This window comes from Nonomuraea sp. NPDC048826 (assembly GCF_043198225.1).
Taxonomy (GTDB): domain Bacteria; phylum Actinomycetota; class Actinomycetes; order Streptosporangiales; family Streptosporangiaceae; genus Nonomuraea.
Genome location: NZ_JBICUQ010000012.1, coordinates 1 through 26,501, shown reverse-complemented (window position 1 = coordinate 26,501; position 26,501 = coordinate 1). Strand labels below are relative to the sequence as shown.

The window sequence follows — 26,501 nt, the reverse complement described above, 5'->3', positions numbered from 1 at the left end:
GAAGTGCACAGCCCAGAGCCGGACGACGTCTCCCGTCCGCAGGACGTACCGGAGACGCGCGTAGGCCGGCTGGCGGCCACCATCGAGCGGCTGCGTGAGGAAGTGCGGCGGGCCCAGCGGGCCGCCGAGGGACGAGCCCTGATCGAGGTGGCCAAGGGCATCTTGATCGAGCGGCTGCACTGCAGCGTGGCCGGAGCCGCCCAGCAGCTCGCCGGCCTGGCCGAACAGGCCGGGGCGTCGCAGCTGGAGCTGGCCGCCGACATCATCGACCAGGCCGCGCAGGACCGGATCAGCGAGGCCGCCCGCGCCTTCCTCGACGCGACGCGGTCGGAGGAGCCGGACCGGGAGACGGCGGACCTGTCGGTACGTCTGCGCAGCGCGGAGAGCGGGGCGCTGCGGGCCGGCGATGTCCAGGCGGTGGCCGAGTCGCTGCTGGAGCACGCGCTGACGCCGCTCGGCGCCACCGCGGTCGCCATCTGGGAGGCCGGCTCCGACGCCTCGCTCACCCTGGCCGGATGCGCCGGGCTCACGGCCGAGGAGGCCCGGCGGTGGCGGTACGTCCCCCCGGGAGTGGAGACGCCGGCCCGCCGCGCGCTGGTCGACCGGCGAAGCGTCTGGCTGCGGAGCCTGTCGGAGGCCGGGCTGCCCTCCATCGGGCAGCGGGAGACGCCCGGCGGCCGGGTCACGGTGCCGTCCGGCACCGGCGGCCAGATCTTCGCCGTCCTGGAGATCGCCTGGCCGCACGCCCTGCCGCCGCAGCCCCCGCAGATCCACAAGCAGATCGAGGCGCTCGCGGAGCTGTGCGCGGCCACCCTCGACACCCCGGACCGGCCGGCGGCGCCCTGCGGTCCGCAGGCCGTCTCCGAGCTCGTCGACCTGATCGACACCCTGCCCGACAGCGCGCTCCTGCTCCGGCCGTACCTCGACGGGGAGGGCAGGCTCCGTGACTTCCGCATCCAGCACGCCAACGCCCGCTTCGCCGACCCGGCCGGCCGGCCGCGGCACATGGTCGTCGGCTCGCTGCTGCTGGAGGCGTACCCGCTGGCGGCCGCCGACGGCGGGCTGTGGGACCGGATCGAGCGCGTGCACGCCACCGGCGAGCCGTTCCACGCCGACCAGATGGCCATGACGGCGCTGGTCGACCAGGTGCCGCTGACCAGCGTCGCCATGGTGGGCATCACCCGCCATCGCGACAGCGTGCTGCTCATCTGGCGGCTGCGCAACGAGGCCGCCCAGCTCGCCAGCCTGCTCCAGCACGCGCAGCGGCTGGGCCGCATCGGCGGGTTCGAGGAGAGCGCGGTCACCGGGCAGATCGTCTGGAACAGCCAGCTGCACGACCTGTACGGGCTCGAGGACGGCGAACGGCCCATCCCCCTGGAACGGCTCGCCGAGCACGCCCACCCGGACGACGCCGTGGCCATCGGCCGGTTCCTGCGCACGGTGCTGCACCACCGCAGGCCCGCCTCGACGGCCTTCCGCCTGCGGCGCTCCGACGGGATCGCCCGGCACATCCGGGTCGTGGCCGAGCCGGATCTCGGCCCCGACGGCCGGCTGCTCACGATCCGCGGCGCGTACCAGGACATCTCCTCCCAGCACTGGACCGAGGTGGCGCTGGCCGCGACCCGCGACCAGCTCGTCCAGAGCGAGCAGCAGGCGGCCGAGCGCAACCGGCTGGCTCTCCAGCTCCAGCAGGCGATCATGCCGCCCACCCAGGGGACGCTGGAGGTCCCCGACCTCGACATCGCCGTCCGCTACCGGCCCGCGGAGAAGGAGCACCTGGTCGGCGGCGACTGGTACGACGCCGTCATGCTGCCGAACGGGGAGGTCCTGCTGTCGGTGGGCGACGTGGCCGGTCACGGGATCGAGGCCGCCACCGGCATGGTCGTGCTGCGCAACGCGCTGCGCGGGCTGGCCGCCACCGGGGCCGGGCCGGGGCAGCTCCTGACCTGGCTCAACCTGGTCGCCCACTACCTGACGAACCGGGTGACGGCCACCGCGATCCTCGGCCTGTACGACCCGGGGACCCGGGTGCTGCGCTGGGCCAGGGCCGGGCACCTGCCGCCGATCCTGATCAGGCGGGGCGAGGTGGCGGAGCCGGACGCGGTCGGGGGAGTGCTGCTGGGCGCCCTGGCGGACGCCTCCTACGAGGAGGGGCGCATCGAGCTCGCCCCGGGCGACGTGCTCCTCATGTACACCGACGGCCTGATCGAGCGCCGCGACCGGACCCTGGACCACTCCCAGGGGCAGTTGCTGCGCATGGCGGGCCGACCGGCCGAGAGCCTGGAACACCGCCTGGACCACCTGCTGACCCACAGCCATTCCGACACCGACGACGACACCTGTCTCATCGGCATCGAGCTGCGCTGACCGTCAGGCGGGAGGCATGAGGGGCCTCGGCGGCAGCGGGGACGAGTAGACGACGCTGGTGGTGACGCCGCCCAGCGTGCCGACCCGGCCGCTGACCTGTTCGAGGTGGCGCATGTCGGTGGCGACGACCTTCAGGATGAAGCAGTCGTCGCCGGTGACGTGGTGGGCCTCGATCACCTCGGGGAGCTCGGCGAGCAGTTTGTGCAGCGGCCCGTACGTACTGCTGGGGTAGCGCAGCCGCAGGAAGGCCATGATCGTGAACCCGAGCCGCTCGGGGTCGACGTGGGCCCGGTAGCCGGTGATCACGCCGGACTGTTCGAGCCGCCGGATGCGCTCGGCCGTGGCGCTGTGGCTCATGTTGACGCCGCGCGCCACGTCCGCCACGCTCTGCCTGCCGTTCGACTGGAGGGCGTCCAGGATGGCCGTGTCGACCTTGTCGATCTCGACAGGGATATTGAAGGTCATTGCCCGGATATTGCCACAGGATAACACCCTTTGGCGAATGATGCCGTTGATCGGCTCTTCAAATCGGCTCACCGCCGTCAGTATCGTCTTCGCATGACGCTTTCGCTTTCCGCGGCGGCCCACTTCGCCGCCAGACTTCAGTTCGAGACAGACGCCTCCGACGTGCACGCCGACCAGGAGGACGGCGCGCGGTTCGTCCTCGTCGACTCCCGAGGAGACGCCGCCTGGGCGCAGGGCCGGATCGTGGGCGCGACGCACCTGCCGACCGCGGAGATCGCCCTGCGCGCGCCCCTGGAGATCCCCGCCGACATGCCGGTCGTCACCTACTGCTGGGGGCCGGGCTGCAACGGAGCCACCCGGGCCGCGCTGGAGTTCGCCAAGCTCGGTTACCAGGTGAAGGAGATGATCGGCGGCTTCGAGTACTGGGCCCGCGAGGGTTACCCGGTCGAGAACGACCACGGCCGCGTCGTGCGCGCCCTGGACCCGCTCACCGCCCCCGCCGACGCCATCGGCTGCGCCTGCTGACTCATGATCGTGGGCCGAGGTAGGATACGGAACCCGCCCTCCGGGAGTCCTCATGGCACCTCTCCGCACCCCGCGCTGGCCCGCCGTGGCGATGGTCGTCTGCTGGTTCGCCGGCATCGCGTGGATCGTGCTGTTCTACCTCGACCCCACCCTGCCCGTCCTGTCCGGGCTGCAGAACTGGAACCTCCTCGTGGGGATGTTCCTCTTCGGGCTGGGCTGGGTCTTCCTGGTGGTCTTCGTGGTGACCGCCGTCATGGCGGCGCGCCGCCGCTGACCTGGCCGCTTGCCGGTGCCGTGGAGCCTGGGTGACAGTGGGGGAATGAACCGGACGGACGCCGAGGGCCCCGACGGCCTGCTGCAGGAGCAGGTCGGCTACTACCGGGCGATCGCGGAGGAGTACGGGCACCTCGCCCTGCCCTTCCCCGGAGCCGACGAGCTGACCGCCGCGCTCGACGCGTTCCGCCCGACCGGCAGCGTGCTCGAACTCGCCTGCGGCCCCGGCCGGTGGACCGCCCAGCTGCTCGGCCACGCCGCCGACGTCACGGCCGTGGACGCGTCACCGGAGATGATCGCCCTCGCCTCGGCCCGGGTGGGCGCCGAGCGGGTGCGGTTCGTGCGGGCCGACCTGTTCCGGTGGCGGCCGGACCGCCGCTACGACGTCGTCTTCTTCGGGTTCTGGCTGTCGCACGTCCCGCATGACCGCTTCGCGGCCTTCTGGGAGCTCGTGGCCGACTGCCTGAAACCCGGTGGGCGGGTGTTCTTCGCCGACGACGCGTACCGCACCGCCGACGAGCTCATCGAGGGCGAACGGTCCACGACCATCCGCCGCCGGTCCATGGACGGGACCGCGTACCGGATCGTCAAGGTTCCGTACGAGCCCGCGGACCTCGAACGGCGGCTGGCGCGGCTGGGCTGGCGCGTCGCCGTCCGCCCGACCTCTGGGCCGTTCTTCTGGGGCTCGGGACACAAGGAAGCCGGCTGACCAGGGGAGACTGGTCAGCCGGCCTTGACGCCGGGGGAGCATGGTCGGACCCCGGGGGCGTCATGCCTGAGAGCGGTCCGCGGCGTCACACCCGGAGGGCGGAGGCCGCTTCGCGGGCTTCCGCGCCGGCCTGCCCGGCGGGCGGGACCCGCTTCGCGTGCTCCAGCGCGACCGCCGCGAGCCACAGCCAGGCCAGGACCGCCGCCGCGTAGAACGCGACGCCCGTCGGGATCAGCACCGCCATGCCCGCGACGATGAGCACCGGCAGGGCCACGCCGACGGCGATTGAGGCGATCTGCCAGGCGCGGGCACGGTCACGACCGTACGCGCGCCCGTACACGAAGGTGGCGGCGATCAGGGAGGTGAACGCGATGTTGAAGGCGACGGAGTGCATGATCGCGGTGGTGGTCATCACCGGCTGCAGGTCCTGAGGGGTGCCCGCCGGGAATCCGAGGCCGGCGGGGGCAGGGAAGATCCCGGCCAGGATCAGGCCGACGCCGAAGACCGCGGTGAGGACGGGACCGGCGACCGCGCCCGGGCGGCCGGCCCGCGCCCCGCGCAACCCGGTGGCCAGCGCGATGACCAGGATCCCGGAGACGACGAAGTCGGCCGCCATCACCCAGCCGCGGTCACCGAGGCTGAGCATGCTGATCGCGTGCCTGGTCAGGTCGAAGGCCGGCCGGGTGAACGCCTCGAACGTGGCGACGGCGATGAACAGGGCGGCCGCGAGAGGGCCGAGGGCGAGGGCGAGCCGGGGGCGGGTCATGGAGGAATCCCTTCGAGTGGGTGGTACGAGATCATGGAATCACCGACAAATCAGTTTGTCAAGGAGACGATCGTTGTCTGGACAAGATGAATCATCCGGTGCAGACTGTCCGCCATGAGAACGGAGTTCACCTCATGAGCAAGGACTTCCGGATCGAGCGGGAGAGCGACCTGCCCGCCGAACCGCAGGACGTCTGGGACGCGGTCACGCGCGACTCCGCCGCCTGGTCGATCCCGATGGACCTGTCCCGGAGCACGGTCCTGCTCTGGGAGCCGCCCCGGCGGAGCGTGGTGCGGGCGGAGATCGGCGACTGGTACAACCAGATCGAGTTCGACATCGCGCCCTCCCCGACCGGCTCGTACATCCGCTACGTGCACAGCGGGATCTTCGTCGACGACTGGGAGAACGAGTACGAGGGCGCGCGCCGCCACACCGAGCTCTACATGCACACGCTCGGCCAGTACCTCAGATACTTCCGCGGCCGCGGCCACCGCCGGTTCGAGGCGCTCGCGCCGGAGTCGTCGATCACCGCCGACGCCCTCGACAGGGTCCGCGCCGCCTGGGGTATCGCCGCGGACACGCCCGTGGGCGCCGAGATCACCCTGCCGGTGCCCGGCGCCGCCGCCAAGTCCGGCGTGCTCGACTTCCACGACGACGCCTTCATCGGCGTACGCACCGAGGACGCGCTCTACCGGGTCTTCGGCCGCAACCACTTCGGCTCCCCGGTGGCCCTCGGCGGGTACGAGTACGGCGTCCAGGCCCGCTCGGAGCAGGACTCGGCGCAGTCCTGGTCCGGCTGGCTGCGCGACCTCTACGGCGCGGTGGCCGCACCATGACGACCGAACCCCAGGTGACGGCCCGGCGCGCGCCCACCGGGAAGGACTGGCTCGGCCTCCTCGTCCTCGCCCTGCCCGCGCTGCTGCTGTCGATCGACGTGAGCGTGCTCTACCTCGGCCTGCCGACCATGACCCGCGAACTCGGCGCGACCGCGACCCAGCAACTGTGGATCCTGGACATCTACTCGTTCCTGCTCGCCGGGTTCCTCATCACGATGGGCTCGCTCGGCGACCGGATCGGCCGCCGCAAACTCATGATGATCGGCGCCGCCGCCTTCGGCGCCGCCTCCACGATCGCCGCCTTCTCCGTCAGCCCCGAGATGCTGATCGCCGGCCGGGCGCTGATGGGCGTCGCGGGCGCGACGCTGATGCCGACGACACTCGCCACGATCCGTACGATCTTCGCCGACACCGGGGCGATGCCGGCGGCGATCGGCGTCTGGTTCGGCTGCTTCATGCTCGGCATGCTCGCCGGGCCGGTCATCGGCGGCACCCTCATCGACGGCTTCGGCTGGGGCTCGGTGTTCCTCATCGGCGTGCCGGTGATGGCGCTCCTGCTCGTGGTGGGGCCGTGGCTGCTGCCCGAGTCCGGTGACGACGGACAGGGCATGATCGACCTGCCGAGTGTGGGCCTGTCCCTGCTGGCCATCCTGCCGCTCGCCTGGGGCGTCAAGGAGCTCGCCAGGGCCGGGTGGACGCCGACTCCCATCCTCGCCGTGCTCGCTGGACTGCTGGCCGGCTACGTCTTCCTCCGGCGGCAGCGGCGGCTCACCCGGCCGCTCGTCGACCTCCACCTGTTCAGGAACCCGGTGTTCAGCGGCGCGCTGGCGCTGACCGGCCTCGGCGGCATCGTCATGTCGGGCACCTCGCTGGTCGCCGCGATCTACCTGCAATCGGTGGCCCAGCTGTCGCCTCTCGAAGCGGGGCTCTGGCTCATCCCGCAGAACATCGCCATGATCCTCGGCTTCGTCGCGGCCCCGATCCTGGCCAGGGCGCTGGCTCCCGCGGTGGTGATGGCGGCCGGTCTGGTCGTGGGCGCCGTCGGATTCGTCCTGGTCGCCCAGACCGAGACCGGGGGATTCACCCCGCTGCTGATCGGGATGGGGCTGGCGGCGTTCGGGGTGGCCGCGCCGATGGCCCTCGGCGCCAACGCGCTGCTCGCCGCCGCCCCCGAGGAACGGGCCGGCTCCGCGGCGTCCATCTCCGAGACGAGCGGCGAGCTGGGCGTGGCGGTCGGCGTCGCGGTCCTCGGCAGCCTCGCCACCCTGGCGTACCGCACCCACCTATCCGGCGGGTCCCCGAGCGCGCTGGCCGGACTCGAAAGCGCCCTCGCCGAGGCCGCCACCCTGCCGGAAACCGCCGGGCAGGCGCTGGCCCAGGCCGCACGGGAAGCCTTCACCCACGCCGTGCACCTCGTGGGCTGGGTCGCCGCAGCGGTGTTCCTCGGCCTCGCCTTCCTGGCCCACCTCACCCTCCGAAACGCTCCCACCGAGGCTGACCGCTGACCGGTCGGGTGATGTCGGGTCATGTGATGGCCGGTCGGCGTCATGGCGCCCTACGGCCTTGGCCCGTCATGGCCCACCGGACCAGCATGCTCGACGTCCACCGGGGCGGCGCGCACGCCTCGTAGTCTCCTGCTGAGGTGGGCGTGTTCGCCCCGCCGCGCTGGCGGGGTGGCGCCTGGCAGGGCCGTTGGGCCAGCGCTTGCCAGATAGCGGTCAGCCGGGCAGGCTCGGCCAGGAATGTGCCGACCGGGACCGGCGTGCTGCCTGGCGGTGCCACCGGATCAGGCGCGCTCGATCGGGGCTGTTCCGACTGGGCCGTAGGCGTTGTTCGCCGGGTGGGCTTGCTTATGAGAATCGCCCGAGAACGCCGGCAGGCGGACCGCTTCTCGGGCGATGTTGGAAATCTTGTGAAAAGGCTCCCTAGTGGGCGGCCTCGTACTTCTCCACCACGGAGGAGGCGATGCGGCCGCGCTCACTCACCGGCAGGCCCTGGGTCCTGGCCCACTGCCGGATCTCGGCGGACTTCTCCCGGCTCAGGGCGCGGGCGCTGACGCCGGAACCGCGGCGGCCACGCCCGGTCCGCTCGCTCTTGACCGGCCGGGCCTTGGTGATGAAGGGCGACAGAGCCTTGCGCAAGGCTTCTTCGTTCTTCTCTCTCAGATCGATCTCATAGGAGACGCCGTCGAGGCCGAACTTGACGATGTTCTCCGAGTCCATCGGGGTTCCGTCGAGGTCGTCAATGAAAATCTCGCGAATCTGCTTTGCCATGGTGCAGCTCCATAGTCATAGGTCTACGGTCTACTGTAGCGGTCTTCAGTAGAGGAGATGTCCTCCGCGAGTATGACGTCTGCGAAACGAAGCAGGCCAACTCGTGGCGAACACGAAGTCATCCGCAGGCGCATTCAACCATGCTCGACCGTACTGACGCACCTACGGGAGAACCGGCCCGTTTCATGACCCGTGATGTCTTCGGGAAGGGGCGCGCGGCAAGGCGGCCCGAGTCCGCGGGTTCCTGGCCTCACCCGTCTCACCTGGTGATACCCGCCCATCGGCGTGACGTGTGTTTCCGGTACGGTGGCGCGCCTCGTCGTGGCAATTACCTGCCGTAATGAGAAAAGCACGGTCCCGGTGGGCGGTGGATTCGGCCGGTTCTAGGGGTGCGGTCCCGCATAGGCCCGGGCGATGGTTATGGCCGGGGAGGCCGCCGGTGGACCGGGGCGGCCGGGTCGGCGCTATCGAACTCGAATTCAGAGAGTTTTCCCGCCGGGGCCGCACATAGACGAGCCCGCCCTCGTGAAGGGCGACGCTTCCCAGCCCGGTTGGATCGTTCCCCACGGCTCGCCCGGGCCGTTCCTATGGCGATGCCGGGCCGCGGCTTGGGAATGCCTCGCCGCGGCCATGGAATGCCGGGCCGCAGGAATGACCCCAGATCGTCCGGTGCGGTGGGGCTTCATCGCATAAGGTCTCCGCGACGCAGACGATTCCGGAGGTCAGGTTGGGCCAGGAGGAGATCCGCCGGCACAACGTCGGCACCCTGCTCCGTCACGTACATCTGGGCGGGTCCGTATCCCGCACGGTGCTCACCGAGCGGATGCGGCTGAACCGGAGCACGATCATGGCGCTGATCGCGGAGCTGGCCGGGGCGGGGCTGGTCCGTGAGGAGCTTCCGCCGGGGACCGGCCGGGCGGGGCGGCCGTCGCTCGTGGTCCGGCCCGAGTCGGGCCGGGTGTACGTCCTGGCGTTCGACGTCGCGGTGGACCGGCTGGTCGCGGCCCGGGTGGCGCTGGGCGGCGGTGTCGTGGAGCGCAGGGAGGCCGTCCGTCCGCGTGCCGGGGCCGACCTCGACCGCGTGGTGGAGGTGCTCGCCCGGTTCGGCCGCCAGCTGTACCGGACGGCGCCGCGGGACTCGGTGTGCGTCGGCGTCGGCGCGTCGTACTGCGGGATGATCCGCCCCGGCGACGGCATGGTGCGCTTCGGCCCCGACATGGGCTGGGTGGACCAGGCGTTCGGCGCCGAGCTGGGCCGCCGGCTGGGGATCGGCCTGCCGGTGTCGGTCGGCAACGAGGCGCACCTGGGCGCGCTCGCCGAGCAGCGGCGTGGCGCGGGCACGGGCTTACGGAACCTCATCTACCTGCACGGCGACGTCGGGGTGGGCGGCGGCATCATCGTCGGCGGCAAGCTGCTGGACGGCGACAGCGGGTACGGCTGCGAGCTCGGCCACATGGTGGTGAACCCGTACGACGGGCGTGCCTGCGGGTGCGGCTCGCACGGTTGCCTGGAGGCGGAGGTCGGCGAGCGGGCGCTGCTCGACGCCGCCGGGCGGCCGGCGGAGTCGTTCGGCCGTGACGCCGTGCGGGCCGTGGTGGACGACGCCGATCGCGGCGATCCGGTGGCTCAGGCGGCGCTCGAACACATCGGTGACTGGCTCGGCATCGGGGTCGCCAACCTGTGCAACCTCTTCAACCCCGGCATGGTGATCTTCGGGGGCACGCTGCGCGAGATGTATCCGGGCGCAGCGGCCCAGGTACGCGCCCGGATAGCGGCCAACGTGCTGCCCGTCGCCCGGGAGCGGGTGCGGCTGCGCGTCTCGGCCCTCGGGGACGACGCCACTCTCGTCGGCGCCGCCGAACTCGGCTTCTCCGATCTGCTGGCCGACCCGCTGGGCGTGCTCGCCCGTACGGCGTCGTGATCGTCGCGTACGGGTGTCCCTACCATGGGTACGTTCGTACGCCTGGAGGCTGACCCCGACGCTCGCACGACCTGCTCGGCTCGCCGCGAGCGTGCGGTCCTCGCGCTGACCTGATCGGAAGAGAGATGTCCACCGCAGCGCCACAGACTCCGCCTGTCCGCCGGGCACGCCTGGCCCGCGTCGCCGTCGCGGCGTTGTTCCTCACCAACGGGGCCGTCTTCTTCAACGTCGTCCCGCGCTACCCGCAGATCAAGGCGGACCTGGGCGTGGGCAACGCGATCTTCGGCGCCGCGCTCGCCGCGTTCCCGCTCGGCGCGCTGCTGGCCGGGCTCCTCGCGGGCGTGGCCGTCCGGCGGTGGGGCTCCGCGCGCGTGGCGGCGTTCGGGATCGTGTTGACCACCGCCGCGACGCTGGGCATCCCCTTCGCCCCGAACTGGGTCGCGTTCGGCGGCGCGCTGTTCGTCGTGGGCGCGCTCGACGCGATCGTCGACGTCGCGCAGAACGCCCACGGCCTGCGGGTCCAGCGGCTCTACCGGCGTTCGATCCTCAACTCGCTGCACGGCGTCTGGAGTGTCGGCGCGGTGCTGGGCGGTCTCATGGGCGCGGCGGCGGCCGGTCTCCACCTGCCCCTGGAGATCCACCTGAGCATCTCGGCGGCGTTGTTCGCGGCCGTCGCCCTGGTCGCCTACCGGTTCCTGCTGCCGGGCCCGGAGGACGCCGAACGCCCCGCCGGGCCTCGGGACGCCGCGACACCGGCTGACCATCGGCCGCCCCCGCCCGCCGGTCAAGACAACCGGACACCGGACCCGCCCGCCGCTCACGACAACCCGACGGGTCCGGCCGCCGGTGCTCGCCGTCGTTCGTTCACCTGGGCGGCCGTGCGGATGCTGGCCGCGCTCGGCGGGCTGGCCGCGTGCGGCGCGCTGGTCGAGGACGCCGGCGCGTCCTGGGGCGCCCTCTACCTCAGCGGCCTGCGGGCCGACGCCGCGACCGCCGGCCTGGCCGTGGTCGTCTTCCAGATCGCCATGACCGCGGGCCGGCTCACCGGCGACCGCGTGGTGGACCGCTTCGGCCGGCGTACGGTGGCGCGCGCCGGGGGAGTGCTGGCCGCCGTCGGCATGGGGGCCGCGCTCGCCGTGCCGTCGATCGGGACCGCGCTGGCCGGGTTCGCGCTGGCCGGGCTCGGCTTCGCGACGCTCGTCCCGGCCACCATGCACACCGCCGACGAACTGCCGGGGCTGCCCGCCGGGACCGGCCTGACCGTGGTCAGCTGGCTGCTGCGCGGCGGGTTCCTGCTCTCCCCGCTCCTCGTCGGGCTGGTCGCCGACCTCGTCAGCCTGCGCGCGGGGCTGCTCTCGGTCGTCGTGGCCGGCCTGGTCACGGTCGTCCTCGCCCGGGTCCTGGTCAACCGCACCGCCGTCTAGGTACGGGACGGCATGTCCTTGACGAAGACGATCCCGTCGATCTCCGTCAGGTGGGCCGGGTCCAGCGGGGCGTACCCGAACCAGGAGGACACGCGGGGAACGGGCCGCGCGGCCGCCACCTGGCGGGCGTCGACGAGGTAACGGTCGTCCGGCAGCGCGTACAGGAGCCCTTCGAGGGTTTCGGAGGGCGGCGCGTCCACGCCCTGGTGCCGGATGGTGCCGAGGGCGGTGGACAGGAAGGCGTACTCCTCACCCAGGTGGGCGGCCGCCAGCGCGCCGGCGCTCCACCACTCCGGCCGCAGGTCGCCCATCCGCATCGAGCTCTTGCTCCGCTGGAGATGGGAGTTGTGGGCGTGGACCAGCGCCGGGCCCCGCTCGGCGACGGCGAGCAGGTTGGCGGCCATCATCGAGTCCCGTACCGCGCACAGCCGTGACATCCGGGCCGGCGACGGGTCGGCCATCCAGAAGTGGTAGCGCAGCAGGCCGGTGGCGGTGCGCCCGTACAGGCGCGCCCGGTCCCAGCTCTCCCGCGAGGACGCCGCGATCAGGTGCGGCATCTCCGCGTCGAGCAGCGCCACCAGGTCGTCGGCGAGCACCCGCAGCTCCCTGGCCGCCGCCGACTGCCCGGCGGATCGGGAGGGGTCCATCATCGCGGCGGGTTCGGTCCACCGGTCGTCGGGGCCGAGCAGGCGGTCGAGCGTCTCCTCCGAGCAGGGGAGCAGGCCCGCGCCGACGTGGGCGGCGAGATAGCGGTGGAGCGCGACGAGGACAGCCCGGGGGCTCTCGGGACCGGTGATCTCCAGCGGGCCGTCACACCCGGCGAACCGCACCTGCTCGGACGCGGGCCGGCCGTCGTTGTACGCGCGCATCCACCGGACGAGCTCGCGGTTGGCCGCGGACGAGCCGAGCCCGTGGCTGAAGCCGCGCTCCATCACCTCGTCGAGGCTGCCCGTGCCCGAGGTGACGTAGTCGTCCACGACCAGGCCGCTCAGGCAGTCGCTCTCGATCGCGATCGACCGGTAGCCCTCCTGTTCGACGAGCTGCCGGAAGAGCTCGTTCCGGAGGTCGAGCAGGAGGTCCTCGCCGTGCGTCGGCTCGCCCAGGGCGAGCAGCCGGGGCCGGGTGGGCAGCAGTCTCATGACGGCGGCCGCGTCGTAGGGGTGGGTGGCGTCCTTGATGCCAGTTGTCATGCCTTCGACGGTATCGTTGAAGGTCCGGTTGAAACCTGGGCCGATCTCCCGGCGGAGACACGGGCGAAACCCTCAAAGCAGCGGCCTACGCATACCGGTTGACCAGGCGGGGTCGTCGCCAGGTGGCCCGACGGTGAAACTTTCAAGGCCCGCCGCCGACCCGCCGCACGTCCTCAGCGTGCCGGGCGGGGGCCGTCCGGGTGCGCGCTTGACCGTCGCCGTGGCCGCGCTGACACTGGGTCGCGCATCCCACCTCCGGTCTCCCTTCCCCATCCCGCTGCGTGTTAGCGCTACCACCGAGAGGCGCCCGATGAACAGACCCCCCAACCTCCGCCGCACCGTCATGGCGGCCGTCGTGGCGCTGCTGGCGATGGCCCAGGCCCTCGTGGCCGCCGCGCCGGTGGCCGCCGCGACCATCGACACCAACGCCTCGTACGTGCTGATCAACCGGCACAGCGGCAAGGCCATGGACGTGTACGAGCGCGCCACCGCCGACGGCGCGTCCATCGTCCAGTGGGCCCGCAACGACGGCGCCTGGCAGCAGTGGCAGTTCGTGGACTCCGGCGGCGGCTACTACCGGCTGCGCTCCCGCCACAGCGGCAAGGTCCTCGACGTGTACGACCACTCCACCGCCGACGGCGCGACCATCGTCCAGTGGAGCGACCACAACGGCGCCAACCAGCAGTTCCGCGTCACCGACACCGACAACGGCCACGTCAAGCTGATCAACCGCAACAGCGGCAAGGCCCTGGAGGTCTGGGAGTGGTCCACGGCCGACGGCGGCCGGATGTCGCAGTACGCCGACCTGAACGGCGCCAACCAGCAGTGGCGGCTCGTCAAGCTCGGCGGCTCGACCGGCTACCCGAACCCCGGCCCCGTCACCGGTGACGTCAACGTGCACGACCCCGAGGTGGCCAAGACCCCCGCCGGCGGCTACCTGCTCGCCCACACCGGCGCCGGCATCCCGCTGAAGACCTCCGCCGACCGGACGGCCTGGCGCAACGCCGGGTCCGTCTTCCCCGGCGGCGCTCCGTGGGCGCACCCGTACACGAACAACAGCAACACGCTCTGGGCGCCGGACATCACCCATGTCGGCGGCCGTTACGTCATGTACTACTCGGCCTCCACCTTCGGCTCCAACCGTTCGGCGATCTTCCTGGCCACCAGCACGACCGGGGCGTCGGGGTCGTGGACCAACCAGGGCCTGGTCATCGAATCGCGCACCTCGGACAACTTCAACGCGATCGACCCCAACCTCGTCATCGACGACCAGGGCCGCTGGTGGCTGAGCTTCGGCTCGTTCTGGTCCGGCATCAAGATGGTCCAGCTCGACCCCGGCACCGGCAAGCGGCTCGACTCCACCGTCCGCGCCATCGCCGGCCGCAACGGCGGCGCCATCGAGGCCCCGACCGTCTACCGGCACGGCGGCTACTACTACCTGCTGGTCTCGTTCGACACGTGCTGCCGGGGCGCCGCCAGCACCTACCGCGTCATGGCCGGCCGTTCCACCTCGGTCACCGGACCGTACGTGGACCGCAACGGGGTGGCCATGACCGCCGGCGGCGGCACGGAGATCCTGGCCGGCCACGGCGACATCCACGGCCCCGGCCACCAGGCGGTCCTCCCCGACACCGACGGGGACGTCCTCTTCTACCACTGGTACGCCGGGGACAACTCGTCCAGGCTGGGCATCAACAGGATCGGCTACGACTCGGCCGGCTGGCCCTACGTCCACTGACCCAGCCGTAAGACGCGAGGGGTGGCCGTCCGCGTACGGCCACCCCTCACCGCTGCCGGGCAAAGAGAACCCGTTACCGTTTGGCGCCCCTTCGACGGCCGGCCAGGACCGGCAGGCATCCGCTCCACTCTTGACAGATGTCCCCGGACGGACGAGCCTTCCGTAAACAGAACGTGTTACTGAACGGTCGCGCCCGGCCGTCACCATCTCCGAGAGGAACGCGGATGACGTCGATCGATGAGTTCCGTGCCCGGGCGCGAGCCTGGCTCCGGCAACACGCCAAGCCCTTCGACGAGGCGGCCGGCGCCGATCTGGAGGGCGGCTCCGTCCCGCTCGAGGAGTCCAAGCGGTTCCAGAAGGCGCTGTGGGAGGCCGGGTTCGCCGGCATCACCTGGCCGAAGAAGTACGGCGGCCAGGGCCTGGGCGCGGAGGAGCTGATCGCCTTCAACCAGGAGGCGGCGAACTTCGAGCTGCCGACCGGCCCGTTCGTCATCGGCCTCGGCATGCCCGGCCCGACGATCCTCGAACTCGGCACCGAGGAGCAGAAGCTCCGCTACCTGCCGCCGATGCTGCGCGGCGACGAGATCTGGTGCCAGCTCTTCTCGGAGCCCGGCGCGGGCTCGGACGTCGCCGGCCTGCAGACCACGGCCACGCGGACCGAGACCGGCTGGATCATCAACGGCCAGAAGGTGTGGACCTCGGGGGCCCAGTTCAGCAGCTTCGGGACCATCATCGCCCGCACCGACCCCACGGTGGCCAAGCACCGGGGCATCACGATGTTCATCGTCGACATGCGCCACCCGGGCGTCACCGTCCGGCCCCTCGTCGTGGCCACCGGGCACGCGCCGTTCAACGAGGTGTTCTTCGACGACGTCGAGGTGCCCGCGGACGCGGTCATCGGCGAGGTCGGCGAGGGCTGGGGCGCCGCGGTGGTGATGCTCCGCAACGAGCGGGTCACCATCGGCGCCGGCGGGCGCACCCGCTCCAACCCGCTGGGCTTCGACTCGCTCGTCGAGCTGGCCCGCGCCCGCGGCCTGCACACCGACCCCGCCGTCCGCCGCAGGCTGGCGCTCCTGTACGCCCGTGAGTCCGCGCTCGGCGCGTACGCGCGAGTCCTGCACGAGGAGACCACCGCCGGCATCGAGATCGGCGCCCGCGGGTCCGCCGCCAAGCTCGCCGGGGCCGAGCTCGCCCTCTGGGCGGCCGACCTGGCCCAGGACATCATCGGCAGCGACATCGCGCTCGGCGGATCCGACCTGGAACGGGTCGTCACGGCCATCGTCGCCGCGCCCGGCGGGGCCGTCGCCGGCGGCACCAACGAGATCCAGCGCAACATCGTCGGCGAGCGCGTGCTCGGGCTGGCCAAGGATCCCGGCGTCGACCGGAACACCCCCTTCAACCAGCTGAAGCTGTCGCGCTGACCGCCCTCACCTCAGGAGCTCATGTGTCACTCATCTTCACCGGCGATCAGAAGAGCCTCGCCGAGACGGTCAGGCGCTTCGTCGCGCAGCGCACGCCCATGCCCAAGGTCCGCGAGGTCGTCGGCGGCGACCGGGCCTACGACCAGGAGGTCTGGTCGCGGCTGGCCGGCGACCTCGGCCTCGCCGGTCTGACCATCCCGGAGGAGTACGGCGGCGTGGGCGCCACCCAGGCCGACCTGTCGGCCGCGCTGCGCGAGCTGGGCGCGGGGCTCGTGCCCTCGCCGCTGGTGGCCTGCGTGCTGACGGCCGGGGCCCTGCTCGCCCTGGACGACGAGGAGGTCAAACGCGAGCTGCTGCCCCGGCTCGCCGAGGGCGCCCTGGTCGGCGCGGTGGCGGTCAGCGAGCCGGGCGACCGCCGGTGGATCCCGGCGCAGCCGGCCACCACGGCGACCGGCTCCGGCGACGGCGTCACGCTGTCGGGGGCCAAGACGGCGGTGCTGAACGGCGCCGAGGCGGACGTCCTGCTCGTGCAGGCCGCCGGCCCGGACGGCGTGGGCCTGTATCTCGTACGGAGCTCGGCGGACGGGCTCACCGTGCGCAAGGACAAGGGCGTGGACCCCACCCGCAGCTCGGCGACCGTGACGTTCGACGGCACCCCGGCCCGGCTCGTCGCGGGTGACGCGGTCGCCGCTCTCGACCACGTGGCCGACCTGGCGAACCTCGCGATCGCCGCCGAGCAGTGCGGCGCCATGCTCGCCTGCCTCACCATGACCACCGAGTTCGCCAAGGTCCGCTACACCTTCGGCCAGCCCATCGGCGCCTACCAGGGGGTCAAGCACAAGCTGGCCGACATGTACAACCTGTGGGCGCTGTCCGACGCGGCGCTGCGGGAGGCGGCGCGGGCCGCCGACGAGGAGCCGGCGAAGCTCGGCGTGGCGGCCGCGGCGGCCCGGACGCTCGCCTCGCCCGGCTATCTCGCGGCGGCCAAGAACACCATGCTCCTGCACGGCGGCATCGGCTTCACCTGGGAGCACGACGCGCACTTCTACTACAAGAACGCGATCGCCGGCAACGTGCTCGCCGGTGACGCCGATTACCAGCAGGACCGGCTCGCCGACAAGCTCGGCGTCTGACCCGTCGAAGCGAAAGGTGAGCGCATGCCGCAGATCGTCGACCTCACGGGCCAGACCGCCGTCGTGACCGGATGCTCCTCCGGTCTCGGGCGGCGGTTCGCCGTCACACTGGCCGAGCACGGGGCGCGGGTGGTGGCCGTGGCCCGGCGGGCGGACCGGCTCAAGGAGCTCGCCGGCCAGATCGAGGCGGCCGGCGGCTCCTGCCTGCCGCTCGGCGCGGACCTCACCGACGACGCCCAGCTCGGGGGCGTGCTGGACGCGGCGGAGGAGCGGTTCGGCACCGCCACGATCCTGGTCAACAACGCCGGCATCCCTGACGCCCAGTACGCCACCAAGATGCCCGTCGAGCTGGTCGACCGCGTGCTGGGCACGAACCTGCGCGCCCCCTGGCTGCTGTCCTGCGACTTCGCGCGCCGGCTGATCCGCGAGAAGACCGGCGGCCGGGTGGTGAACATCTCCTCGATCGGCGCCTTCGAGTACCGGGGCGGCGGCGCGGCGCTGTACTCGGTGACGAAGTCCGCTCTGGTCCGGATGACGGAGGTGCTCGCCGTCGAGTGGGCCAAGTTCCACATCAACGTCAACGCCATCGCGCCGGGGGCCTTCGCCTCGGAGATGATGGACGGGATGGTGCAGCGGACCGGCGACCCGACGGGCTACTTCCCGCGCGGCAGGATGGGCGACCCCGCCCAGCTCGACAGCACGCTGCTCTATCTGGTCTCGCCGCACTCCGAGTTCGTCACGGGGACGGTGATCAAGGTCGATGACGGGCAGGGCGGGCGCTGACCTGGGGCTTAGCCGCCGGCCTCCGGCTCCGGGGCCAGCAGGCGCCTGGCGGCGAACCTCAGCCGCTCCTCGACGTACTCAGGAGTCATGTGGTCGTTGAGCCAGCCGATGACGCTGCTGCTCCACAGCGACTCCAGCATGTGCAGCGCGCGGTACTCGGCGGGGGTGGTGCGGTGCGACGGGCCCCAGGCCGCGAGCGCGAGCAGGTCGGCGAGGGTGGTGGGCAGGGACGTCTGCACCAGCGGCGCCGCGTCGTCCGGCCGCTGCCCCAGCGGCTTGGGGATGTGGTAGGCGCTGAGCGCGGCGTGCGCCCAGCCGCGGTTGTACTGCATCGCGCGGAAGGCGCGGTTGAGCACCTCGGCGGCCCGGCCCTCGGGGGTGCGCTGCCGGGGCGGGCGCCTGATCACGTCCTGGCGCAGCTCGTCGAGCTGCACCGCGATGGCGGCGCTGATCAGCGCGTCCTTGGACGGGTAGTAGCGGTAGAGGGTCGACAGGGCGACGTCCGCGATGCGGGCGACCTCGCGCATCTGGACCGCTTCGTAGCCGCCTCTGGTCGCCAGCGCCATCCCGGCGTCCAGCACGCGTTCGGCCCGGAAGGCCCGGGCTTCGGGCGTACGGCCCTTCTTGCTGACACGGCCCACGTGGAACTCCCTTCCGGACGGTGAAGGACGCGACAGCAACCCCGCCGGGGTGCGGGGGCCACGGGTGGAAGCTGGAAGGAAAGAGTACACGTCATCGGCGAAGGCCCGGGGCTCCGGACGGATCCCGGCGGAACAACAACAACGTGTTTCTTTTAGCTCCAGAGTCGAAGCTGGAGCGGCCTGTGTCAAGAGCCGCCGACCCTTGTCCTGCTAGCCGTAACGTGTTCTACTTACGTCAGCCGGGATCCTGCGGTCAGATGATCGGCGCGGTGCCGCCGCGCTCACTCCTCCATCTCCTCCACACCGGGAAGGACATCCCATGGGCTCTCTCGACGGCAGAGTCGCCATCGTCACCGGCGCGGGCCGCGGCATCGGCGCCTCCATCAGCCGGGCGTTCGCGCGGCAGGGCGCACGGCTCGTGCTCAACGACCTCGGCGCGGGCCCCGACGGCACCGGCGGCGACGCCGGCCCCGCCCAGGACATCGCCAAGGAGGTGGCCGCGCTGGGCGGCGAGGCGCTCGCCGACGGCGGCGACATCGCCGACACCGCGACCGGCCGGCGCCTGGTCGACATGGCCCTGGAGGCGTACGGGCGGCTCGACGTCGTCGTCAACGTGGCCGGCATCCTCCGCGACAAGATGATCTTCAACCTGCCGGAGGAGGACTGGGACGCCGTCATCCGGGTCCACCTGCGCGGCCACTACAGCACCATCAAGCCCGCCGCCGCCCACTGGCGCGCGCAGCGCAACCCGGACGGCCACTACCGCATCATCAACTTCACCTCCGACTCCGCCCTGCAGGGATCACCGGGCCAGCCCAACTACGCGGCGGCGAAGATGGGCATCATCGGCCTGACCGCCTCCCTCGCCAACGGCCTGGCCAGGTACGGCGTGACGGCGAACGCCATCGCCCCCGGCGCGGCCACCCGGCTCACCGCCACCGTCCCCGACGACAAGAAGCTCAGCGCCGACCCCGGACGGGCCGACGTCATGTCGCCCGACAACATCGCGCCGATCGTCACCTACCTCGCCGGCACCGAGTCCGACTGGCTGTCCGGCCGCACCCTCGGCGCCGCCGGCCACGAGATCCGGCTCTGGAACAACCCCGAGGTCATCGAGACCATCACCTCCGACGGGCCATGGGACCCCCAGGACCTCGCGGCCAAGCTCACCACGTCGTTCCGCCCCAAGGCGGACGGCCTGCACCCGTCGATCTTCATGGCGCAACTTCCCAGGTGAGCCTCCGCCTCCCGGCAGGAACAGGTGGCTAGGCCGTACGCGCGCGCCGGGAGTCCAGCACGGCCACACCGCCGACGACCAGCGCGGCCAGGACGGCGAGGGCGAGCGGCGGGACCGCCGCCGGGATGACCAGCGCCACCAGGCCGGCCGCCGCGAGCAGGCCGACGGCGGCGAGCCGGCCCGCGGGCAGGACGCCGAACACCACCCGCTGGAACATCGCGTGCCCTGCCAGGAAGAGCGCAGGCCCGCCGAGCACGGTCAGCACGGTGCCGGCGGTGCTGCCGCCGAGCGGGTGCGCGATCGACAGCTCGTCGCCCACGGCCGCGACGATGACGCCGGCCACGATCGGGATGTGGCAGTAGGTGTAGGCCGACCGGCCCAGCCGCCCGGTGTCGTCGGATGCGGCCACTCGCTCGGCGGCCTCCTCCGCCGTCCGGTCGAAGTACACCCACCACATGGCCACGCTCGACAGGAACGCCACCGTGAACGCCGCCGCGGTCGCCACCGACAGGTGCTCGCCCCGGGCCAGCGTCAGCCCCGTGACCAGGATCGACTCGCCGAGGGCGAGGATCACGAAGAGCCGGACGCGTTCGGCCATGTGGTCGCTGTCGATCGCCCAGTCGGCCGTCGTCGCCCGGCCGAGGAACGGCACCCGATAGCCGAGCCACGGCGCCGCGTACTCCACCAGCAGCGCCGCCACCCAGAGCACCGCCTGGGCCGTCCCGCCGGCCAGCGCCCCGGCGATCCACAGCACGCCGCCGGCCACGTGCCAGGCCAGGATGAGCCGGAACGTCAGCCCGATCGGCGTGGCCCGGGTCGCCACCGCGACCACCGCCGACCTCCCGACCTGGATGACGACGTACGAGACCGCGAACCACAGCGCCCGGCCGCCGAACGCCTGGGCCAGCGCGGCGGCCATGGCCAGGCCCGCCAGCATCAGCACGGCCAGCGTCAGCCGCATCGCCGGATGGTCGGGGTCGCAGTAGTTGGCGGCCCAGGTCGTGTACATCCAGGCCCACCAGACGGCCAGGGTCAGCAGTAAGGTCTGGGCCGCTCCGCCCAGGTCGAGATGGTCCAGGAGCAGGTGCGACAGCTGAGTGATGGCGAACACGTACACGAGGTCGAAGAAGAGCTCGATGGGCACGACCTGAGCCGTCTGCCCCCGGGGCCGGAGTATCCCTGCCATGTCGTCCGCGCTCCTTTGATCGGTCAAGGGTGTAGGGAGGTTACCTGCGAACCCCGGGGGTAGGCGGGCCGGAACCGTCGTCACCTTCGGGGGAGGATTCATGACAACGGGTGAGTTCTGGAACTATGGCTACGGCCCCATGGACGATCTGCTCGCCAGGTTCTTCGGGTACGGCCAGCCGGCGTTCTCCCGGCGCGTGGACATCGGGAGGCTGCTCAGCGAGGACGCGATCGAGCTGCTGCGCACGGCCACGGAGCAGGCGGCCGCGTGGGGCGCCGACTACGTCGACACCGAGCACCTGCTCTGGGCGGCCGCCCAGAGCGACACCGGCCGGCGGGCGCTGGAGCAGGCCGGGGCCGACCCGGCCGCGCTGGCCGCGGAGGTCGAGCAGAACGTCGAGCAGCGCGAGCCCCGGCAGGGCCCGATGTCGCTCGCCCCGGCGGCCAAGCGCGCGCTGCTGGACGCCCGGCAGGTGGCGCACGCGACCGGCGCCTCCTACATCGACGCGCAGCACCTGATCCTCGCCCTGGCGGCGAACCCCCGGTCGGCGGCCGGACGGATGCTGCGCGAGGCGCACGTGACCCCGCAGTCGTTCGTCCAGGAAGGCGCCGCGGAGCCGCTGGCCGGGCAGCCGCCGCCCACCAGCACGCCGACGCTCGACCAGTACGGGCGCGACCTCACCGCGGCGGCCCGGGAGGGCGGCATCGACCCCGTGGTCGGCCGGGACGAGGAGATCCTGCGCGCGGTGGAGGTGCTGTCGCGGCGGACCAAGAACAACCCCGCGCTGATCGGCGAGCCGGGCGTCGGCAAGACGGCGATCGTCGAAGGGCTCGCCCAGCGGATCGTGGACGGCGAGGTGCCCGACACGCTCAAGAACAAGCGCGTGGTCCAGCTCGACCTGCCCGGCCTGCTCGCGGGCACCAAGTTCCGCGGCGAGTTCGAGGAACGCCTGACCAAGGTCATGGAAGAGATCCGCGCGCACAGCGAGGAGCTCATCGTCTTCATCGACGAGCTGCACACCGTCGTCGGCGCGGGCGGCGCCGAGGGCGCGATCGACGCCTCGAACATGCTCAAACCCGCCCTGTCCCGCGGCGAGCTGCACGTCATCGGCGCCACCACGCTCGACGAGTACCGCAGGAACGTGGAGAAGGACGCCGCACTCGAACGGCGCTTCCAGCCCATCCTGGTCCCCGAGCCGAGCGTCACGGACACCATCGAGATCCTGCGCGGCCTGCGCGACCGGTACGAGGCACACCACCAGGTCAAGTTCTCCGACGAGGCGCTGGTGGCCGCGGCCGACCTGTCCGACCGGTACATCTCCAGCCGGTTCCTGCCCGACAAGGCGATCGACCTGATGGACGAGGCCGGCGCCCGGGTGGCGCTGCAGAACGGCACCGCCCCGACCGGCACCCGCGAGCTGGAGGAGGAGCTCGACCACCGGCAGCGGGAGAAGGAGCAGGCGGTGACGCGCGAGGACTACGAGCGCGCCCGCGAGCTCCGCGACGAGATCGCCGGCCTCCAGTCGAGGATCGAGCAGACCCGGGGCGGCCGCAGGGGAGTGGCCGAGGTGACCGTGGACGACATCGCCGCGGTCGTCTCCCGCGCCACCGGCATCCCCGTCGCCCAGCTCACCCAGGAGGAACGGGACCGGCTGCTCGGTCTGGAAGAGCACCTGCACCAGCGCGTCGTCGGCCAGGACCAGGCGGTCGAGGCGGTGGCCGAGGCCGTGCGCCGCTCCCGGGCCGGCCTGAGCGACCCCGACCGGCCGATCGGCTCCTTCCTCTTCCTCGGCCCCACCGGCGTGGGCAAGACCGAGCTGGCCCGCGCCCTGGCCGAGGCGCTCTTCGGCGAGCAGGACCGGATGATCCGGCTCGACATGAGCGAGTTCCAGGAACGGCACACCGTCTCCCGGCTCGTCGGCGCGCCGCCCGGATACGTCGGCTACGAGGAGGCGGGCCAGCTCACCGAGCAGGTCCGGCGCAAGCCGTACGCGGTGGTCCTGCTGGACGAGATCGAGAAGGCCCACCCGGACGTGTTCAACCTGCTGCTGCAGGTGCTGGACGACGGGCGGCTGACCGACGGCCAGGGCCGCACGGTGGACTTCAGGAACACCGTGCTGATCATGACGTCGAACCTCGGCGCCGACGTCATCATGGCGCACCACGGCGACGACCCGCAGGGGCTGCGCGGCCAGCTCTCGCGGCTGCTGCGGATGCGGTTCCGGCCGGAGTTCCTCAACCGCGTCGACGAGATCATCGTCTTCCGGGGGCTCGACGCCGAACAGCTCCGCCAGATCACCGTACTGCTGCTGGAGGACACCCGGCGGCGGCTGCACGCCCAGGGGGTGGCCCTGGAGGCCGAACCGGCGGCCGTCGACTGGCTCGCCCAGGAGGGCTACCAGCCGCACTTCGGCGCCCGGCCGCTGCGCCGCACCATCCAGCGCAAGCTCGACAACACCCTGTCGCGGCTGCTGCTGGACGGGACGCTGCAACCGGGCCAGCGGGCACACGTCGGCGTCAGGAACGGCGACCTGGCCATCACCGTGCTCGACCCGGGCGCCGAGCCGGGACCCGACGTCGAACCGCAGGTCCTGTCCAGCCCCGAACCCCGCCCGGCCGAGGAGACCCGCCGCCGCCAGGACGACACCGGTCTCTACCTCTGACTCCGACGGCACGCCGGATGCGTGACCAGATCGTGACCATGGGTCAACGTCAGCCCGTCGATCGCCGGGATCATCCTGGGAAAGGGGAGTGAATGGGGGTTCTGCGTGGGGTCCTCGGAATCATCCACGTATCTGGTCCATCTGGTGACCTATTGGCGGGAGTGGCGCGGATGGGAGCGCGGGGGCGGTGAGGCCGACGACCGCATCATCAGGGAGCTGCTGGAGTCCAACACCGGCGCCCGGCCCGGGGTGTGGCTGACGACGTCGGCCGACGGCCTGCTCGACCAGGTCGAGTGGCGCACCGGCGACGCCGCGCTGAAGGAGCTCGGCGACGGCAACAGGGAGGTCGACGAGGCGTACCGGCGGATCGAGGCCGGCTACCTGGACGCGGCCGACAGCCTCGACTGGTACCACGTCCTGATCCACCCCGACCACGAGGTCGGCTCGTTCCGGCGGGAGGGCGCGGGCAGGAAGCCGTGGATCCTGTTCGACATCCAGTTCCGCAACCGCTGGAGCTCCCGGATGATGGTCATCGGCGTCAGCTTCTGGGTCGGCGACCCGGAGTGGGCGCCCGCCCGGGCCGGGGGCTGGACGCTGCCGGACGAGGGCGACCGCACCTGGCACGAGTGGTTCACCCGCTACGAGCGGCAGGCGCGCACCCACGTCGGCGATCACTTCCGCAAGGCCAAGCAGGACATCAGGGAGTACGAGGCGCCGGAGTGCTGGATCGCGCTCGAAGGCGACGGCGTCGTGCGCGAGCGGCGGGGCCTGCACAGCGCCCGCGACCTGTACGAGACGATGCACGGCGGCGACCCCTCCGACGGGGTGCGGAAGCGTCCCCTGCTGCGCCGGCTGTTCGGCGGCGCCGCCGACGACCCCGAGCTGAGCAGCGCCGACGTCTGCGTGGTGCCCACCCGGCGCGACGACCGGACCGTACGCGAGTGCTACGTGGTGCTGCCGGACACCCAGCACCTCAACGGCACCGTCGTCGGGGAGCGATTACGCGCCGCGGTGGCGGGGCTGCTGACCCTGGAGGCGCTGGCCGCGGCCGGCAACGACATCCGCGACCAACTGGAGGTCTGGCGCGAGCACGCCATGATCTACCAGCACGCCGCCCGCACGGCCGGCGCGCTGTGGGACGGGGTGGCCACGCATCTGCCGATCCGGCGCTGGCTCAGGCTCAACAGCACGCACCGCGCGGTGGAGCTGATCCACCTGATGCTGCTGCAGGGCATGGCCGACCTCGCCGACGTGGCGAGTCACGTGGACGAACGGGTGAGCCGGATCGAGCGGCTGGAGCACCTGGCCGACGAGCGGTTCGCCGTGACGCTCGGCTGGGCGGGCCGGGGGCTGCGGGAGGCGCTGGACGACGTCAGCCACTTCACCGACCTCAAGAGGTTCGGCACCCGGGCCAGGGACGTCGCCGACCGCGCCACGGAGCAGTACAAGAACCTGCTCGAATCGATGGCGCACGCCTTCGACGAGCGCCGCGTCCGCGAGGTCGAGGTGCTGCAGCGGGCGAGCTTCTGGCTGAGCGTGACGGTGGGCGCCTTCACCGTCTTGACGTTCATGGACTTCTTCCTGAAGGTCGAGCAATCGTCCGTGACCGAGTACTTCATGACGGGCGACCGGCGGCCGGACGGCGGGCTCGACCACGTCCGGCTGGGAGCGGGGGCCTGGGCCTTTCTCGTCCTGCTCGGTACGGGCGTGCTCGGTTCGTGGGCATACTCGCTGTATTCGCAGCGGATGGGCACCCGCTGGTACCACCGGACGTTCCGGCAGCTGGAGTGGTACCTGCGCCGCTCGTCCACCCGGGACCTGGAGCTGCTGCGCGGCCAGCTCGGCGGCCACGGCTGGGTGCCGCGGCGGAAGCCGGAAACCTGGGAGGAGCGCGACCAGGAGCTCGCCGCGCGGTTCGCGAAGCTGTGGGACGCGTCCATGAGCAGGGTCGCCCGCAGTTCCTCGGCCAGGGCCCGGCCCCCGCGCCCCGCCGACCGGCGGCCCTGGCCGCTCGGCCGGTTGGCGGCGGTCCGGGCGGCTCTATGGGGGCACTGGTGGGCGGGCCGCGACCTCAGCGCCCAGCGCAGCGACATCGAGGCGCTGATCATGCGCACGCTCCTGCTGGCCGAGCGGACGCCGACGCTGCGCAGGTACGGGCTGGCCCGGCTGGCGCTGCTGCACCGCCACTGCGGGCGGCTGCCCGGCAACTGGTTCGGCGAGTTCGACGGGGTGTCGAAGGCCGAGCTGCGGATCGTGTTCGCCACCGCCGGGCACCCGCCGGGGGCCGCGGACGAGGTCGACGGCCTGATCGCCGACCGGATCGCCTACACCGTGGCCCACGGCGCGGGCCGCACCGGGGACGAGGAACGGGCCCGGAGAGAGAACGACCTGATCACCACGGCCGCGGACCTGCTCCGGGTGATCGATGAGGCCCTGGCCCGGGCCTGATCCGGGCGGGTTTCAGCCGATGCGCCAGGTGTCGCCGCCCGTCAACAGCCCGGCCAGGTCACCCGGGCCCTGCTGCGCCACCGCCTCCTCCAACTGGGCGGCCATCAGCGAGTCGTAGGACGGCCGGTCGACCTGGCGGAAGATGCCGATCGGCACGTGCTGGAACGCGGGCTCGTCCAGGCGGGACAGGGCGAAGGCCGCTGACGGGTCGGGGCGATGCGCGTCGTGCACCAGGATCGCGCTGGGATCCACGCTGTCGCGGGCGACGACTTGCAGGCTGCCGTCGGCGGCCCGCACCACTGCCTTCGACGCCGAGGCGATCGGCCGGCCGTGTTCCAGCCGCAGCGTGATGTCGTCTCTGGTGGTGGCCTCTTTGAGAGGCTCGAAGGCGTTGTCGTTGAAGATCGGGCAGTTCTGGTAGATCTCCACCAGCGACGCACCCCGATGCGCGGTCGCCTCCCGCAACACCGCCTGCAGATGCTTACGATCCGAATCGATGGTCC

21 protein-coding genes and 1 pseudogene are annotated in these 26,501 nt (G+C 72.1%); 15 read left to right on the top strand and 7 right to left on the bottom strand.

Features of this window, described 5'->3' with window-relative positions:
* Positions 1 to 3 precede the first annotated feature (3 nt).
* Positions 4 to 2,367, top strand: a complete 2,364-nt coding sequence (locus ACGFI7_RS36555) for a SpoIIE family protein phosphatase (RefSeq protein ID WP_393412913.1) — start codon at positions 4 to 6, stop codon at positions 2,365 to 2,367.
* 3 nt (positions 2,368 to 2,370) lie between these two features.
* On the opposite strand, the gene ACGFI7_RS36550 is transcribed toward ACGFI7_RS36555, so the two are convergent.
* On the bottom strand, positions 2,371 to 2,832 hold the full coding sequence (locus tag ACGFI7_RS36550) for an Lrp/AsnC family transcriptional regulator (RefSeq protein ID WP_393412911.1): 462 nt from the start codon (positions 2,830 to 2,832) through the stop codon (positions 2,371 to 2,373).
* A gap of 93 nt (positions 2,833 to 2,925) precedes the next feature.
* Between ACGFI7_RS36550 and ACGFI7_RS36545 the strand changes: the two genes are divergently transcribed.
* The 3 genes from ACGFI7_RS36545 to ACGFI7_RS36535 are packed head-to-tail and all read left to right on the top strand — an operon-like array spanning position 2,926 to position 4,339.
* The gene (locus tag ACGFI7_RS36545) at positions 2,926 to 3,357 is read left to right on the top strand and encodes a rhodanese-like domain-containing protein (RefSeq protein WP_393412909.1); all 432 of its coding nucleotides are present in this window, start codon (positions 2,926 to 2,928) and stop codon (positions 3,355 to 3,357) included.
* Positions 3,358 to 3,409: 52 nt separating this feature from the next.
* Entirely contained in the window at positions 3,410 to 3,631 is a 222-nt protein-coding gene (locus tag ACGFI7_RS36540; protein ID WP_393412907.1) for a cell division protein CrgA, read from the top strand.
* Positions 3,632 to 3,676: 45 nt separating this feature from the next.
* Positions 3,677 to 4,339, top strand: a complete 663-nt coding sequence (locus ACGFI7_RS36535) for a class I SAM-dependent methyltransferase (protein ID WP_393412905.1) — start codon at positions 3,677 to 3,679, stop codon at positions 4,337 to 4,339.
* A gap of 85 nt (positions 4,340 to 4,424) precedes the next feature.
* On the opposite strand, the gene ACGFI7_RS36530 is transcribed toward ACGFI7_RS36535, so the two are convergent.
* The gene (locus tag ACGFI7_RS36530; RefSeq protein ID WP_393412903.1) at positions 4,425 to 5,105 is read right to left on the bottom strand and encodes a DUF998 domain-containing protein; all 681 of its coding nucleotides are present in this window, start codon (positions 5,103 to 5,105) and stop codon (positions 4,425 to 4,427) included.
* 134 nt (positions 5,106 to 5,239) lie between these two features.
* On the opposite strand from ACGFI7_RS36530, the gene ACGFI7_RS36525 reads away from it, so the two are divergent.
* Together ACGFI7_RS36525 and ACGFI7_RS36520 are read left to right on the top strand one after the other, a co-directional pair.
* Positions 5,240 to 5,941: a hypothetical protein gene (locus ACGFI7_RS36525; RefSeq protein ID WP_393412902.1), complete on the top strand. Its 702-nt coding sequence runs from the start codon at positions 5,240 to 5,242 to the stop codon at positions 5,939 to 5,941.
* Positions 5,938 to 7,446, top strand: coding sequence for an MFS transporter (locus tag ACGFI7_RS36520; RefSeq protein ID WP_393412900.1), 1,509 nt, complete (start codon positions 5,938 to 5,940; stop codon positions 7,444 to 7,446). The genes ACGFI7_RS36525 and ACGFI7_RS36520 overlap by 4 nt, the downstream gene beginning before the upstream one ends.
* Before the next feature lie 420 nt (positions 7,447 to 7,866).
* Here the strand turns inward: ACGFI7_RS36520 and ACGFI7_RS36515 are convergent, their stop codons facing one another.
* Positions 7,867 to 8,214 (bottom strand): Lsr2 family protein, encoded by a 348-nt coding sequence (locus ACGFI7_RS36515; protein ID WP_393412898.1) that lies wholly within the window; start codon positions 8,212 to 8,214, stop codon positions 7,867 to 7,869.
* A 727-nt stretch (positions 8,215 to 8,941) separates the two neighbouring features.
* Between ACGFI7_RS36515 and ACGFI7_RS36510 the strand changes: the two genes are divergently transcribed.
* Positions 8,942 to 10,135: an ROK family protein gene (locus ACGFI7_RS36510; protein WP_393412896.1), complete on the top strand. Its 1,194-nt coding sequence runs from the start codon at positions 8,942 to 8,944 to the stop codon at positions 10,133 to 10,135.
* A 125-nt stretch (positions 10,136 to 10,260) separates the two neighbouring features.
* Positions 10,261 to 11,559: an MFS transporter gene (locus ACGFI7_RS36505; protein WP_393412894.1), complete on the top strand. Its 1,299-nt coding sequence runs from the start codon at positions 10,261 to 10,263 to the stop codon at positions 11,557 to 11,559.
* On the opposite strand, the gene ACGFI7_RS36500 is transcribed toward ACGFI7_RS36505, so the two are convergent.
* The gene (locus tag ACGFI7_RS36500; RefSeq protein WP_393412892.1) at positions 11,556 to 12,749 is read right to left on the bottom strand and encodes an erythromycin esterase family protein; all 1,194 of its coding nucleotides are present in this window, start codon (positions 12,747 to 12,749) and stop codon (positions 11,556 to 11,558) included. The two genes, ACGFI7_RS36505 and ACGFI7_RS36500, sit on opposite strands and share 4 nt — an antisense overlap.
* A gap of 310 nt (positions 12,750 to 13,059) precedes the next feature.
* On the opposite strand from ACGFI7_RS36500, the gene ACGFI7_RS36495 reads away from it, so the two are divergent.
* The 4 genes from ACGFI7_RS36495 to ACGFI7_RS36480 all read left to right on the top strand — a co-directional run bounded on the left by ACGFI7_RS36495 (position 13,060) and on the right by ACGFI7_RS36480 (position 17,824).
* On the top strand, positions 13,060 to 14,487 hold the full coding sequence (locus tag ACGFI7_RS36495; RefSeq protein ID WP_393412890.1) for a family 43 glycosylhydrolase: 1,428 nt from the start codon (positions 13,060 to 13,062) through the stop codon (positions 14,485 to 14,487).
* 224 nt (positions 14,488 to 14,711) lie between these two features.
* Complete coding sequence (locus ACGFI7_RS36490) at positions 14,712 to 15,908, top strand: acyl-CoA dehydrogenase family protein (RefSeq protein WP_393412888.1); 1,197 nt, start codon at positions 14,712 to 14,714, stop codon at positions 15,906 to 15,908.
* Between the two features lie 23 nt (positions 15,909 to 15,931).
* A complete protein-coding gene (locus ACGFI7_RS36485; protein ID WP_393412886.1) occupies positions 15,932 to 17,041 on the top strand; it encodes an acyl-CoA dehydrogenase family protein in 1,110 nt (369 codons plus the stop codon).
* 24 nt (positions 17,042 to 17,065) lie between these two features.
* Complete coding sequence (locus ACGFI7_RS36480; protein WP_393412884.1) at positions 17,066 to 17,824, top strand: SDR family NAD(P)-dependent oxidoreductase; 759 nt, start codon at positions 17,066 to 17,068, stop codon at positions 17,822 to 17,824.
* Between the two features lie 8 nt (positions 17,825 to 17,832).
* On the opposite strand, the gene ACGFI7_RS36475 is transcribed toward ACGFI7_RS36480, so the two are convergent.
* A complete protein-coding gene (locus ACGFI7_RS36475; RefSeq protein ID WP_393412882.1) occupies positions 17,833 to 18,465 on the bottom strand; it encodes a TetR family transcriptional regulator in 633 nt (210 codons plus the stop codon).
* A gap of 319 nt (positions 18,466 to 18,784) precedes the next feature.
* Between ACGFI7_RS36475 and ACGFI7_RS36470 the strand changes: the two genes are divergently transcribed.
* Positions 18,785 to 19,702, top strand: coding sequence for an SDR family NAD(P)-dependent oxidoreductase (locus ACGFI7_RS36470; RefSeq protein WP_393412880.1), 918 nt, complete (start codon positions 18,785 to 18,787; stop codon positions 19,700 to 19,702).
* A gap of 28 nt (positions 19,703 to 19,730) precedes the next feature.
* Here ACGFI7_RS36470 and ACGFI7_RS36465 read toward each other — a convergent pair whose 3' ends face one another.
* Positions 19,731 to 20,888, bottom strand: a complete 1,158-nt coding sequence (locus ACGFI7_RS36465) for a low temperature requirement protein A (RefSeq protein WP_393412878.1) — start codon at positions 20,886 to 20,888, stop codon at positions 19,731 to 19,733.
* A gap of 100 nt (positions 20,889 to 20,988) precedes the next feature.
* Between ACGFI7_RS36465 and ACGFI7_RS36460 the strand changes: the two genes are divergently transcribed.
* Both ACGFI7_RS36460 and ACGFI7_RS36455 read left to right on the top strand, forming a co-directional pair.
* Entirely contained in the window at positions 20,989 to 23,550 is a 2,562-nt protein-coding gene (locus ACGFI7_RS36460; protein WP_393412876.1) for an ATP-dependent Clp protease ATP-binding subunit, read from the top strand.
* A gap of 144 nt (positions 23,551 to 23,694) precedes the next feature.
* Complete coding sequence (locus tag ACGFI7_RS36455; protein WP_393412874.1) at positions 23,695 to 25,998, top strand: hypothetical protein; 2,304 nt, start codon at positions 23,695 to 23,697, stop codon at positions 25,996 to 25,998.
* Positions 25,999 to 26,010: 12 nt separating this feature from the next.
* On the opposite strand, the pseudogene ACGFI7_RS36450 reads toward ACGFI7_RS36455, so the two are convergent.
* Positions 26,011 to 26,501 (bottom strand): annotated as a pseudogene (locus ACGFI7_RS36450) (2-oxoacid:ferredoxin oxidoreductase subunit beta); the annotation flags it as partial.

Coding starts and splice junctions, on each gene's coding strand:
- ACGFI7_RS36460 (WP_393412876.1), top strand. CDS start 20,989: ATGACAACGGGTGAGTTCTGGAACTATGGCTACGGCCCCATGGACGAT.
- ACGFI7_RS36540 (WP_393412907.1), top strand. CDS start 3,410: ATGGCACCTCTCCGCACCCCGCGCTGGCCCGCCGTGGCGATGGTCGTC.
- ACGFI7_RS36535 (WP_393412905.1), top strand. CDS start 3,677: ATGAACCGGACGGACGCCGAGGGCCCCGACGGCCTGCTGCAGGAGCAG.
- ACGFI7_RS36515 (WP_393412898.1), bottom strand. CDS start 8,214: ATGGCAAAGCAGATTCGCGAGATTTTCATTGACGACCTCGACGGAACC.
- ACGFI7_RS36490 (WP_393412888.1), top strand. CDS start 14,712: ATGACGTCGATCGATGAGTTCCGTGCCCGGGCGCGAGCCTGGCTCCGG.
- ACGFI7_RS36480 (WP_393412884.1), top strand. CDS start 17,066: ATGCCGCAGATCGTCGACCTCACGGGCCAGACCGCCGTCGTGACCGGA.
- ACGFI7_RS36500 (WP_393412892.1), bottom strand. CDS start 12,749: ATGACAACTGGCATCAAGGACGCCACCCACCCCTACGACGCGGCCGCC.
- ACGFI7_RS36505 (WP_393412894.1), top strand. CDS start 10,261: ATGTCCACCGCAGCGCCACAGACTCCGCCTGTCCGCCGGGCACGCCTG.
- ACGFI7_RS36520 (WP_393412900.1), top strand. CDS start 5,938: ATGACGACCGAACCCCAGGTGACGGCCCGGCGCGCGCCCACCGGGAAG.
- ACGFI7_RS36495 (WP_393412890.1), top strand. CDS start 13,060: ATGAACAGACCCCCCAACCTCCGCCGCACCGTCATGGCGGCCGTCGTG.
- ACGFI7_RS36545 (WP_393412909.1), top strand. CDS start 2,926: ATGACGCTTTCGCTTTCCGCGGCGGCCCACTTCGCCGCCAGACTTCAG.
- ACGFI7_RS36530 (WP_393412903.1), bottom strand. CDS start 5,105: ATGACCCGCCCCCGGCTCGCCCTCGCCCTCGGCCCTCTCGCGGCCGCC.
- ACGFI7_RS36470 (WP_393412880.1), top strand. CDS start 18,785: ATGGGCTCTCTCGACGGCAGAGTCGCCATCGTCACCGGCGCGGGCCGC.
- ACGFI7_RS36525 (WP_393412902.1), top strand. CDS start 5,240: ATGAGCAAGGACTTCCGGATCGAGCGGGAGAGCGACCTGCCCGCCGAA.
- ACGFI7_RS36550 (WP_393412911.1), bottom strand. CDS start 2,832: ATGACCTTCAATATCCCTGTCGAGATCGACAAGGTCGACACGGCCATC.
- ACGFI7_RS36465 (WP_393412878.1), bottom strand. CDS start 20,888: ATGGCAGGGATACTCCGGCCCCGGGGGCAGACGGCTCAGGTCGTGCCC.